The 11,392-nt window shown below is 72.6% G+C and carries 10 protein-coding genes; 3 read left to right on the top strand and 7 right to left on the bottom strand.

Annotated features, from left to right (window positions below; translation table 11 throughout):
• Together BHU15_RS29105 and BHU15_RS29100 are read right to left on the bottom strand one after the other, a co-directional pair.
• Window positions 1-2,542 (bottom strand): outer membrane protein assembly factor BamB family protein (locus BHU15_RS29105; protein WP_069629896.1); only part of this gene is annotated, 2,542 nt, incomplete at its 3' end.
• Window positions 2,543-2,651: 109 nt separating this feature from the next.
• The gene (locus BHU15_RS29100) at window positions 2,652-2,924 is read right to left on the bottom strand and encodes a DUF8847 domain-containing protein (RefSeq protein ID WP_023538680.1); all 273 of its coding nucleotides are present in this window, start codon (window positions 2,922-2,924) and stop codon (window positions 2,652-2,654) included.
• A gap of 249 nt (window positions 2,925-3,173) precedes the next feature.
• Here BHU15_RS29100 and BHU15_RS29095 point away from each other — a divergent pair, with 249 nt between their 5' ends.
• The gene (locus BHU15_RS29095; protein ID WP_069629895.1) at window positions 3,174-3,665 is read left to right on the top strand and encodes a hypothetical protein; all 492 of its coding nucleotides are present in this window, start codon (window positions 3,174-3,176) and stop codon (window positions 3,663-3,665) included.
• Window positions 3,666-3,759: 94 nt separating this feature from the next.
• Here BHU15_RS29095 and BHU15_RS29090 read toward each other — a convergent pair whose 3' ends face one another.
• Window positions 3,760-4,722 (bottom strand): AurF N-oxygenase family protein, encoded by a 963-nt coding sequence (locus BHU15_RS29090; RefSeq protein ID WP_069629894.1) that lies wholly within the window; start codon window positions 4,720-4,722, stop codon window positions 3,760-3,762.
• 169 nt (window positions 4,723-4,891) lie between these two features.
• Between BHU15_RS29090 and BHU15_RS29085 the strand changes: the two genes are divergently transcribed.
• Window positions 4,892-6,046 carry a ferritin-like domain-containing protein gene (locus BHU15_RS29085; RefSeq protein WP_069629893.1) on the top strand — a complete coding sequence of 385 codons (1,155 nt, stop codon included), beginning with the start codon at window positions 4,892-4,894 and terminating at the stop codon, window positions 6,044-6,046.
• Here BHU15_RS29085 and BHU15_RS29080 read toward each other — a convergent pair.
• Both BHU15_RS29080 and BHU15_RS29075 read right to left on the bottom strand, forming a co-directional pair.
• Complete coding sequence (locus tag BHU15_RS29080; RefSeq protein ID WP_069629892.1) at window positions 6,030-6,893, bottom strand: alpha/beta fold hydrolase; 864 nt, start codon at window positions 6,891-6,893, stop codon at window positions 6,030-6,032. The genes BHU15_RS29085 and BHU15_RS29080 overlap by 17 nt on opposite strands.
• A gap of 9 nt (window positions 6,894-6,902) precedes the next feature.
• Complete coding sequence (locus BHU15_RS29075; RefSeq protein WP_079128447.1) at window positions 6,903-8,057, bottom strand: amidase family protein; 1,155 nt, start codon at window positions 8,055-8,057, stop codon at window positions 6,903-6,905.
• Window positions 8,058-8,153: 96 nt separating this feature from the next.
• Between BHU15_RS29075 and BHU15_RS29070 the strand changes: the two genes are divergently transcribed.
• On the top strand, window positions 8,154-8,450 hold the full coding sequence (locus tag BHU15_RS29070; protein WP_069629891.1) for a DUF3303 family protein: 297 nt from the start codon (window positions 8,154-8,156) through the stop codon (window positions 8,448-8,450).
• A 23-nt stretch (window positions 8,451-8,473) separates the two neighbouring features.
• Here BHU15_RS29070 and BHU15_RS29065 read toward each other — a convergent pair whose 3' ends face one another.
• Window positions 8,474-9,931 (bottom strand): penicillin-binding transpeptidase domain-containing protein, encoded by a 1,458-nt coding sequence (locus BHU15_RS29065; RefSeq protein ID WP_069629890.1) that lies wholly within the window; start codon window positions 9,929-9,931, stop codon window positions 8,474-8,476.
• Window positions 9,928-11,358, bottom strand: coding sequence for an FtsW/RodA/SpoVE family cell cycle protein (locus tag BHU15_RS29060; RefSeq protein ID WP_079128446.1), 1,431 nt, complete (start codon window positions 11,356-11,358; stop codon window positions 9,928-9,930). Before BHU15_RS29060 ends, BHU15_RS29065 begins: the two co-directional genes overlap by 4 nt.
• Window positions 11,359-11,392 lie beyond the last annotated feature (34 nt).

Here is an 11,392-nt window from a genome sequence, read left to right as displayed (position 1 = left end):
AGAAGGTGCCGCCGCGCCGGATCACCGCGGACTTCCCGGCCATCAGCGGTTGGTAGGCGGGCGGGGCCACGGCCGCGCCGTCGGCGTCGGGGGAGGGGGCGGGCCCGCCGGCGTTCTGGAACTTCCAGAGCCGCTCGCCGTCCCGCGCCGCGAACGCCGTCACCTGAAGCCCGTCCGCCGACAGCACCGTCCGGCCGCTCTCGCTGAGCGAGATCCGGGGGACACCGTTCCAGGCCGGGCCCTCGGTCGTGGCCTTCCAGCGTTCGTCGCCGGACTCGGGGTCGACGGCGTACACCTCCTGGAAGCGGTTCGCGACATACAGCGTGGCGCCGGCCAGCGTCCCGGTGCCGAAGGCGTACGAGTTCTGGCCCGGCACCCTCGGCGCGCCCGCCCTGCGCCACAACTGCTTCTCGTCGGCGGTGTCGTACGCGTACAACTGGTCCGCCGCCGCGGCGAACAGCCGGCCCTTCGCGTCGCCGACCGACCCGCCCGTGGGCGGTACGGCGCCGAACGACTTCGACCAGGTCCGCCTGCCGTCGGCGCGCCCGAAGCAGTGGTACACCGACCGGCCCTTGCCCGTCCTGACCTGCGCGGGCAGCAGCGACTTGGCGTCCTGGCGGACCACAATGTCCGCCTCCCGTACGGCGATCAGCTGGTACACGGGGGTCAACGGGGCGCGGCCGTTGGAGATCGTGGCGCGCCACAGCTCCTTGCGGGTCGCCAGATCGAAGGCGAAGAGGTACGTGCTGACCTCGGCGGCCTTCCCCGTACCGGTCTCGTACGCCCCGGTGAACCAGACCTGGCCGTCACTGGCCCCGGCGACGCCCGCGACCGTCAGACCGGGCGCGTCGGCGATGCCGTCCGCGTACGGGACCTGCTGCTCGACCTTGCCGGTAGCGGTCGAGATCCAGAGCAGTCCGCTCGTCCCGGCGACGAAGGCGAGAGCGCCGGAGGCGGGGAGCGCCGGGTGGAGCGCGGTGGCGTCGGCGTTCTGCCAGAGCCGCTTGCCGGTGCGTACGTCGACACCGCTGGCGCCGGACTCCGTCGTGACGACGAGGGTGCGGCCACCGATGACGGCGGCGTTGAGGATCTCGTCCGTCGCCGACTTGTGCTCGTACGCCCACAGGGCCTCGGGCGGCAGTCCGGTCAGGCCCTTCGGGGTGTCGTTGCCGGGCTTGCCGTCGGTGTCGGCGGACGGTTCCTCGTCGTCGGCCAGCGCGAGTACGCCGGCGCCGCCGACGACCAGTCCGGCGGCCCCGGCGACGATCCCGGTGAGGAGCGCGCGCCGCCCCAGCGGCTGCCCGAGGGCGGCGAACCGGCCCGAGCCGGATCCGGTGGGCGCGGCCGGCGGGGTGCCGGGGGCGGGCTGCGGTCCGCCCGGTCCGTGCGGCGCGTGCGGTCCCTGGGGTACGGCCGGGAGCGGCTGGGCCTGCTGGGGCACCGGGACGGCGGCCGGGGGCAGCGGGAACGCCGTCGGCTCGGGTCTCGCACGGGGCACCGAGAGGGCGGCGGTCGGCCGGTCACCCGGCGCGCTGCGGGGCCGGCCGATCCGGGTGGTCCGCGTGTCGGGCTCCGGTTCGGGGCCGGGCCCCGGTGCGTCACCGGGGCCGGCGTCCCCCGTGCCGTCCAGCGGTGTGTGCAAGGCGTCAACTCGGGCGGCCTGTTCGGCGATTGACGCCGACAGGGCGGCGGGCAGCCAGCCGTCCGGCGCGGCCTTCGCCGCCGCTGCGGCGCCCTCCAGCGCCAGTTCCGCCGCGACGGCCCCGGCCGTGGGCCGCCCGCCGGGCTCCTTCGCCAGACAGCGCGCGACGATCGGCCGCAACCGCTCCGGCACACCGTCGAGTTCGGCCGTCCCGTGCGCGATGCGCTCGGCCGCCGCGTCGGGCGGCCCCTCGGCGAGCGGGGTCGTACCGGTGGCCGCGTACGCGAGCAGGAGGCCCAGCACGAAGATGTCGGCGGGCGGTCCAGGCACCTCGCCGTCGAGCTGCTCCGGGGTGAGATATCCGAGCCGTACGGACAGCCGCCCGCCCTCGGCGGCCTCCGCCGACGCCGCCGCGCCCAGCGCCCCGAAGGCGGTGAGGCGCGGCCCGTCGGCGGCGAGCGTCACGGTGTCGGGAGCGAGCCCGTGCAGGACCGCCCCGGTCGCGTGGACCCGCGAGAGCGTCTCGGCGAGCGCGGCGCCCAGTATCCGCACGGCACGCTCGGGCAGCGGACCGGCGACGGCGATGGCCTCGCCGAGGGTGAGCCCGGGGACGTAGGCGGTCGCGGTCCAGAGCCCGTCCTGGCCGGCCGCGTCCGTACGGGAGTCGAGCAGCGGCTGCACCCAGCCGCCGGCCAGCCGCTCGGCGGTGCGGGCCTCGGCCTGGAAGCGCCGCCGGAAGGCGGGCAGCGCGGCGAGCGCGGGACGGGCCACGGAGAGCACGGCGGTGGCGCCGTTCGTCCCGTACGCCAGGAACTGCACGGCGCTCGCCGACTCCCGGTACCGCGCCAGCACGGTGTAAGGACCGACGAGACGTGGGTCGTCGTGCTGCAGCGGTTCCATCACGAGAATGCCCCCTGGTGGCTCTGCCGGGAGGTCGTCTCCGGCTGGTCGATCCTAGAGGGTGCCCGTCAGATCGCGTCTGCGGCGCCATGGGTGACCACCCGTCCGCTCACCCCCGGTCGGGCTTGGACCAGGGCCACTTGAGGGTGCGCCGCGTACGCCCCTCGGAGACGTACTCGTACTTCCAGCCGCGCTGGATCCCGAGCCGCTTGGTGTACCCGGCGGGGGCGCGCCGGTACGTGAACACGGTGGGCGGCCCGCCGGCGGCGTCCGGCACGGGGACCTCGTACCACTTGGGCGGGTGTCCGGTCGGTCCGGTCAGCACGGGCAGTACGCGACCGTCGAGCGGCCCACCGACAAAGACGGTCTCTTCGCTTCTCACGCCGCCAGTGTCGCGCAGTGCCGGGCCGGACGCGGCGGCCGGTCACCCCGGCGGCGTACGGCGCCCTCCCCGTGGCCCCGCGCCCACGACCAGCGGGTTAACGATCGCGGCTGGACCGTTCGAGGGAAGGCGGGCGCAAGTCTCGGCGCGCCGCTTGACGGTGCCTCTGCCTTTCATGAAGACCACGGCTCGGTTCCCCGAGCGGGTGACAGCCGCCCGCACCGCGCCAAGGAAGCGGAGACCACCACCATGCGCGTTGCTCGCATCCTCGCCACCGCAGCTCTGTCCTCCCTGGCCATCGGCGCGGGTGCGACGACGGCCCACGCCGGCGGCACCAGCCAGCCGACCTTCACGGTCAGCCCGAGCCCGGCGCCCCCCGGCTCGTCGGTCACGCTCTCCCTCAACGGCGGCTGCCAGGCCGGTACGGTGACGGCCTCGTCCGGTGCCTTCACCGGCTCGGTCACGCTCACCAGGGGCACGACGACGGGCATCTACCGCGGCACGGCCACCATCCGCGGCGACGCCCGCGCGGGCAGCCACTCGGTCAACATCACCTGCCCGAACGGCAGCCCCTCCACCTTCACGTTCACGGTCGGCACGACCCCGTCCGGGGGTACCACCGGCGGGCTGGGCGGCAGCATCACGGACATGGACGCACCGAAGATCGCGGCGGGTGCGGCCCTGGTCACGCTCGCGGCGGCGGGCACGACACTGGTGCTGCGCCGCCGCGCGAAGAACTGACGCCCGTCGCGAACAACTGACGCCCGTCGCGAAGAACTGACACCCGTGCGGCACCGTGCGCCGGGTCCCCGGAATCCCAGGGGGCCCGGCTCCCTCACGCCAGCAGCCCCGACGACTTCCACAGCCGCCGGCCCGCCCCGCGCATCACCCCGATGTCGTCCAGGAAGTCCGTGAGCCGCTTCGCGCCCGACTGCATCACCTCCCGGCGGTGGGCGCTCGCGCGTACCTGGGCCAGTGCCTCGCGGCGGTCCAGGCCCACGTTGTCGTAGACCTGGGGGTTCACGAAACAGACCGAGAAGACACGCGCCGCCTCGCCCGCCGTGAGGCGGGTCAGTTCCTGTTCCCAGCGCGGGGACGTGACCATCTGGCGGCGCAACTCCTCGCGGGCGTAGCGGACATGGCGCGCCTCCTCCACCACATGGATGCGGGTCACGCCGCGTACCAGCGGCTGGACGCGCTCGTCCGGGAACGTCAGGCGCTGCATCCAGTCCAGGATCTCCTCGCCCAGCAGCGTCGCGGCGAAGGAACCCGGCGTCGTGGAGACCGTCTTCAGCAGGCGCGCGACGTTGTGGTAGACGCGGGGGACCGGGTACGCGGGGGCGCCGCCCTGCTGGATCATGCGGGCGAACATCATCGAGTGGCGGCACTCGTCCGCTATCTCGGTGAGCGCGTAGCGGACGTGGTCGCTGGTCACCGACTTGTCGTAGATGTGCCTGACCAGCAGCTGCATCAGGATGATCTCGAACCAGATGCCGAGCGAGGCGAGCGAGGCGGCCTCGTGGCGGGCCAGGTCCATCCGCTGTTCCTCGGACATCCGGTGCCACAGCGGGGTGTCGTAGAGCGAGACCAGCTCCGGCGGCCAGTACCACTTGCCGTCCTCCGGCGGCGCGTCCCAGTCGAGGTCCTTGTCCGGGTCGAAGGAGTGCTTCGCCGAGGCTTCCAGCAGCCGCCGCGCCACCTGTTCGCGGTCCCGCAGTGGGCCCAGCGCGTCGTGGAGGAGCTGGATGCCGTGCGCCTCCGAGTCCGGCTCGGAGTGGAGTTCGTGCGCTGTCGTCATGGTGAGGCACCTCGTGTTACCGGGGGTACGGGGCTCGACCCTCTTATGAGACTTCCTGTCAGCAGCTCCCGTCAATCCCTTCCGCGCCACTTGTTGACTCGACGTCCAACAGCGTGTGAACCTGCCAAATGTCCCTGCTTCGAACGGGGTTGAGGCGAAGGAGCCGCCAGTGTCGAGCCGTGATCTCTACGTCCACACCCCCGACCAGCCCGTCTGGGCCGTCCCCGCCACCGGCGCCGCCCGCTTCCAGTGGGACTACGACGACGGCCGCGAACGCCTCCTCGCCCTCTACCAGAAGGGCAAGGACAAGCAGTGGGACAGCTCGAAGCGCGTCGACTGGGACCTGGAGGTCGACCCGTACGACCCGCTCGGCGCCCCCGACGAGGCCCTGACCCTGTACGGCTCCCGCCACTGGGCGAAGATGACCGGCAAGGACAAGGCGGAGCTGCGCCGGCACTACGCGTCCTGGCAGTTCAGCCAGTTCCTGCACGGCGAGCAGGGCGCGATGGTGTGCGCCGCGCGGATCGTCGAGTCCGTGCCCGACCTCGACGCCAAGCTGTACTCCGCCACGCAGACCATGGACGAGGCGCGGCACGCCGAGATCTACGGGCGGTTCCTGCACGAGAAGGTCGGGATGCTCTACCCGGTCAACGACAGCCTCCAGGGGCTGCTCGGCGACACCCTGCGCGACTCCCGCTGGGACATCCCCTACCTCGGCATGCAGGTCCTCATCGAAGGGCTCGCCCTCGCCGCGTTCGGCATGATCCGGGACACCACGAACAAGCCGCTGCCCAAGCAGATCCTCGCGTACGTCATGCAGGACGAGGCCCGTCATGTGGCCTTCGGGCGGATGGCGTTGCGCGACTACTACCGGCAGCTCTCCGACGCCGAACTGCGCGAACGCGAGGAGTTCGTCATCGAGGGCTGCTACCTCATGCGCGACCGGCTGCGCGGTGCCGAGGTCCTGGAGAACTTCGGCGTCCCGAGGGCCGAGGCCGACGAGCTGTCCGAGCAGTCCGAATTCCTGCACCTGTTCCGCAAGTTGCTCTTCAGCCGCATCGTGCCGTGCGTCAAGGACATCGGGCTGTGGGGCGAACGGCTGCAGAAGGCGTATCTCGACATGGGTGTCTTCGACCTCGGCGACTCCAGCCTCGATCTCCTGATGTCGCAGGACGAGGAGCTGGCCGAACAGCTCGACCGCGAACGGTTCGCCGCAGAGGAGCGGGCCAGGGTCGCCGAGGTCGCCGACGCCATCGCGCAGGGGGCCGCGGCCGACTCCGCCGATGACGCCCCCGTCGTCGGGGGACCTACAGCTGGCGCGTGAACGCCAGCACCGCCCGCGCCACCGCCTCCGGCTCCTCCAGCAGCATCGCGTGCGTCGCGTCCAGGTCCACGGTCCGGGCAGTCGGGCGCTCGCTCACCAGTTGAGCCAACTCCGCCTCTTTCCGGCGCATATGAGTGGCCGTCAGTTCCTCGAACCACTCCATCCCCGGCGCCGCCGGCTGCGCCCTGCGCCCCACGACCACGAGCAGCGGACACGTGAGACGCCGCAGCGTCGCGAACAGGTCGAGACCGTCCAGGGCGTCGATCAGCTCCAGCCACCGCTCCCGCTCCGGGAGCGTCTGCCAGCGGCCGTCGGGGAGTTCGACCGCGGAGGCCCGCGCCGACGCCTCCGCGCGCGCCGCCGGGATGCCGAACAGCTCGGCGTACGCGACCTGTTGCGCCACATACCCGGCAGGCGCCACCTGACCGCCGCCCGCCCGCACCATCTCGTCCATGCGTTCCCGGCCCGCGCGCTCCGCACCCTCGTACGACTCGGGCGCGTCCCACCACATACCGTCGAGATCCACCACGCCCGGCGTCACCCCCGGGTGCCGCTCGGCGTACACGGCGGCGAGCATCCCGCCCAGCGAGTGGCCGACGAGGATCGCGTCGGGGACGTCGTACGCGTGCAGCGTCTCCTCGACCGCGGCGACCGCCGAGTCGAACGTCCACGGTTCTGCGGCGCCCGCGCCGGAGTGGCCGTGCGCCGGGAGATCGGCCGCCAGGACCCGGTGGTGCGGGGTGAGGAGAGGCGCGGTGGCCTCCCAGTCGGCGAGCGAACGCCCGGCGCCGTGCAGCAACAGCAGGGGCGGGCCTTCGCCGCCGTGGTCGTGAAGGTGAAGTGGCATGGCTCAACATTAGGGGCGGCGCGGAGGTCCAAGATCATCCGCCAGGACGAAGGAATCCGGGCCCCCGGCGGTCCATAATGAATGAGGGGCAGGGCGCGGAAGAGGCAGGGCGGCCTCGGCGGCCCGCGCGTACGCGACGAGCGGGACGTCCGCCCCGCGCTCCGCCACCAGTTGGAGCCCCACCGGGCAGCCGTCCGGCGTGAAACCGGCAGGCAGGCTCGCCGCCGGATGGCCGCTCACATTGAACGCCCAGGTCAGCGCGGTCGAGTAGACGTCAGGACCCGGACCGTCGTGCCCGTGCGGGCGGTTCGGTGTCACCGGGGTGAGCAGCAGCGGCGTACGCGCGAAATACGCGTCGAGCCGCCGGTCGTTCTCCGCCCGGACCCCCTCGCCCGCCGCCGGATCCCCGCCGCGTATCGCCAGCCACGCCTCGCACGGGTCCAGCAGCGACGGCTCCGGGGCCGGGCCGAGCCGTACGACCCCGGCGGCCACCAACCGGTCCACCGCGCCCCGTACCACCGCCTCCACCGCCGGATCCGTCCGCGCGAAACCGAGATCCGGCGTGTACGTGGCAGCCACCGGCGCCGCGACGGGGGGCGGCTCCTCGTACCCCTCCAGCACCCACCGCAGATACCACCGCGCGTCCGCCGCCCGCCGCGTCAGCACACCCGCCGACGCCAGCCCCGTCGCGTCCGGCGACGGCAGCAGCCCGTTCGTCGTCTTCAGCCCGAACACCCCGCACCACGCCGCCGGGATCCGCACCGACCCCGCCCCGTCGCTGCCCGTCGCCAGCGGCACCAGACCGGCCGCGACAGCCACCGCCGAGCCCGCCGACGAACCACCGGGCGTGCGGTCGGCGCGGTAGGGGTTGACCGTACGGCCACGGGCGCCCCGGCCCCAGGTCTGCCAGTACGTCCCCGGCCCCGGCACCGCCGTCGAACCCACCGGCACCGCCCCGGCCGCCACCAGCCGCCGCGCCGGGTACGAGCGGATGCCCGTCGGGCCCTTCACCGCGAACGGCAGCCCCGCCAGCGGCAGTTGGCCGTCCACCGAGCGCGCCAGTGCCGACGCCCGCGCGTGCCACACCTCGATGAAGGCGCACAACTCGGGGTCGAGCCGGTCGATCCGCCCCAGCGCCTCGCCCACCGACCACCAGGCCGTCACTCCGCTGCCCTTCCCCGGTTGCGGGACCCGCGCGCCGTGCCCAGGCTGGGCGGGCGACACGGATGTGCCGGTGCGCTGCTGAGAGGCGGGACAACGATGAGGGTGCTGCTGACGGTCCAGATGGACACGGCGAAGGCGAACAAGGCGATCACGGACCGGACGCTGCCGGGCACCATGAAGTCGGTGTTCGACCGGATCAAGCCGGAGGCCGCGTACTTCGGGAGCCAGGACGGGATGCGCACCGCGTACATCGTCTTCGACCTCAAGGACGCCTCCGACATTCCGAGTGTCGCCGAGCCGTTCTTCCAGGATCTCGGCGCCAAGGTGAGCTTCGTGCCCGTGATGAACTTCGACGACGTCCGGACGGGCCTGGAGAAGTTCGGCGCGCACTGAGAGCGGCTGACACGACCCCGCGTCTAGTCTCGCAGGGCCGCCTCCATCACCGCCCGTGCGATCGGCGCCGCGTCCCCGCCGCCGCTGATGTCGTCCCGCACCGCCTCCGCGTCCTCCACCACCACGGCCACCGCCACCGCCGGGCGCCCCGTGCCCTTCGCCTGCGCCCACGAGATGAACCAGGCGTACGGCGTACCGGAGTTGCCCACCCCGTGCTGCGCCGTCCCCGTCTTCCCGCCCACCGTCGCGCCGTCGATGCCGGCGCTCCTGCCCGTACCGGTCTCCACGACGTCCACCATCAACTGCCGCAGCCGGTACGCCGTCGACGGGCTCATCGCCTGCTGGTAGGTGTGCTCGCCCGTACGGGAGACGACATCACCGTCGGCGGCGAGCGTCCGCTCCACCAGATACGGGTACTTGAGATCCCCGCCGTTCGCCACGGCCGCCGCGACCATCGCCATCTGGAGCGGTGTCGCCGTCGTGTCGAACTGGCCGATCGAGGAGAGCGCCAGCTGGTCCTCGCTCATCCGCCGGTCGAAGTTGGACACCGCGACCCCCGACGGGATCCTCAACTTCGCGTCGTTGAAGCCGAACCGGCCCACCGCCTCCACCATCCGGTCGAGCCCGACCCGCACCCCCAGACCGGCCAGCACCGAATTGCAGGACCACTTGATGGCGTACGCCAGCGACTCCTTGTCGCAGCCCCGCGCGTCGTTCGGCAGGGTGGTGCGGGTGCCCGGCAGGACGTACGGCTCGGGGACGCCCGTCGGTTCGTCGACGTCGTCGACCACCCCGGCGTCCAGCGCGGCGGCGGCCGTGACGATCTTGAAGGCCGAACCGGGCGGATACGTCTGCCGGATGGCCCGGTTGAGCATCGGCTGGGCGTACGAGCCGTTGTACCGCCGCCACGCGTCGGCCACCGGCCCGCCCGTGCCCGACAGCTTTCCGGGGTCGTACGACGGGCTGCTGACCAGCGCCAGGATCTTGCCGGACGACGGCTCGACGGCGGCGACCGCGCCGCGCCTGCCGTCGAGACCGGTGTAAGCCGCCTGCTGCAAGGCCGACTTGACGGTGGTGACGACCTTGCCGCCCGGCTCGTGGGCGCGAGTGGCGTCGTTCCACAACGGCAGCGGGGCCAGCAGCGGATCGGTGCCGGCCAGGATGCCGTCCTCGGCGTTCTCCAGCAGGGTCGTGCCGTACGTCTGGGAGGCGTAGCCGGTCACCGGGGCGTACAACGGGCCCTGGACGTAGGTGCGTTCGTAGCGCAGCTGCTGGCCGGTGTCCTTGGAGCCGGTCACCGCCCTGCCGTCGACGAGGATCTGACCGCGCGGCTGCTCGTAACGGTCGATGGTCTTGCGGCGGTTGGCCGGGTTGTTGTCGAGGGAGTCGGCCTGGATGACCTGGATCCGGGCCGCGTTGACGAGCAGCGCGACCAGGAGCAGCAGACAGAACGCGGCGGCGAGCCGGATATGGCTGATCATCGCTCGCCGCCCGGCGCGGACCGCGGCGACGAAGGACCGGGTTCCGTCGGCTTCAGCGTGACCGTCGTCGGCGCGATCACGCCCGTCTCCACGGTCTCGGGGCGCGGTCGGCGCGCCGAGTCGCTGAGCCGGATCAGCAGCGCCACGATGACCCAGTTCGTGACGACGGACGAGCCGCCCTGGGCCAGGAACGGCATCGCCATGCCGGTGAGCGGGATCAGCCCCGTCACCCCGCCCGCGATCACGAACACCTGGAGCGCCACGATCGACGCAAGACCCACCGCCAGCAGCCGCCCGAACGGGTCGCGCAGTGCGAGCCCGGTGCGATAGCCGCGGGCCACCAGCAGCGCGTACAGCAGGATGATCGCGGTGAGCCCGATCAGTCCCAGCTCCTCGCCCGCCGTGGCGAGGATGAAGTCGGACTTGGCGGCGAAGCCGATGAGGACGGACCGGCCGAGCCCCAGCCCCGTACCGAACATGCCGCCCGCCGCGAACGCGAAGAGGGACTGGGCCAGTTGGTCCGGTCCCCGGCCGGCGTTGATGGAGGCGAACGGGTCGAGCCAGTCCTGGACCCGGCTGTGCACATGGGGTTCGAGCCAGCCGACGGCCACCGCGCCGACGCAGGCCAGCAGCAGCCCGACGGCGATCCAGCCGGTGCGGCCGGTGGCCACGTACAGCAGGATCACGAAGAGTCCGAAGAACAGCAGTGAGGTGCCGAGGTCGCGTTCCAGGATCAGTACGAGGACGCTGAGCAGCCAGATCGCGACGATGGGGCCGAGCACCCGGCCGGTGGGCAGCTGGAGCCGCCAGATCCGGCGGCCGGTGTAGGCCAGCGCGCTGTGGTTGGCCGCGAGGTAGGAGGCGAAGAAGACGGCGAGCAGGATCTTCGCGAACTCGCCCGGCTGGAAGGAGAGTTCGTCGATCCGGATCCAGATCCGGGCGCCGTTCACGGCGGGGAAGAAGATGGGCACCGTCATCAGCAGCAGCGCGGCGACCACCGACAGATACGCGTACCGCTGGAGCACCCGGTGATCGCGCAGCAGCACGACGACGGCGATGAACAGCGCCACCCCGAGCGTGGACCAGACGAGCTGCGCGGGCGCGTCCCGCTCGCCGGGCGTCGACAGGTCGAGACGGTGGAGCAGCACGAGCCCGATGCCGTTGAGCAGGACCGCGATCGGGAGCAGCAGGGGGTCCGCGTACGGGGCGCGGAGGCGCACCGCGAGATGCGCGACGAGGGCGAGCAGACCCAGCCCCGCGCTGTGGGCGAGCGCGTCGGGCGGGGCGGCGTCATCGCGGGCGAAGCCGACGGCGACGTAACCGAAGACGGAGATCAGGACGGCGCACACCAGGAGCGAGAGCTCGACCCCGCGCCGCTTGCGGAGGCGTAGTTCGGGCGGGGGAGAGTCCGCCGTCGTTGCGGTCATGGAGCGCAACGTAGCAACCCGACATGCCTTATGT

The organism is Streptomyces niveus (genome assembly GCF_001723055.1).
Classification (GTDB): domain Bacteria; phylum Actinomycetota; class Actinomycetes; order Streptomycetales; family Streptomycetaceae; genus Streptomyces; species Streptomyces niveus.
Note: the sequence above shows the minus strand (reverse complement) of the source record. Positions and strands in the feature narration are given on the sequence as shown.

Coding starts and splice junctions, on each gene's coding strand:
- BHU15_RS29095 (WP_069629895.1), top strand. CDS start 3,174: ATGCGCGTTGCTCGCATCCTCGCCACCGCAGCTCTGTCCTCCCTGGCC.
- BHU15_RS29090 (WP_069629894.1), bottom strand. CDS start 4,722: ATGACGACAGCGCACGAACTCCACTCCGAGCCGGACTCGGAGGCGCAC.
- BHU15_RS29080 (WP_069629892.1), bottom strand. CDS start 6,893: ATGCCACTTCACCTTCACGACCACGGCGGCGAAGGCCCGCCCCTGCTG.
- BHU15_RS29070 (WP_069629891.1), top strand. CDS start 8,154: ATGAGGGTGCTGCTGACGGTCCAGATGGACACGGCGAAGGCGAACAAG.
- BHU15_RS29065 (WP_069629890.1), bottom strand. CDS start 9,931: ATGATCAGCCATATCCGGCTCGCCGCCGCGTTCTGTCTGCTGCTCCTG.
- BHU15_RS29060 (WP_079128446.1), bottom strand. CDS start 11,358: ATGACCGCAACGACGGCGGACTCTCCCCCGCCCGAACTACGCCTCCGC.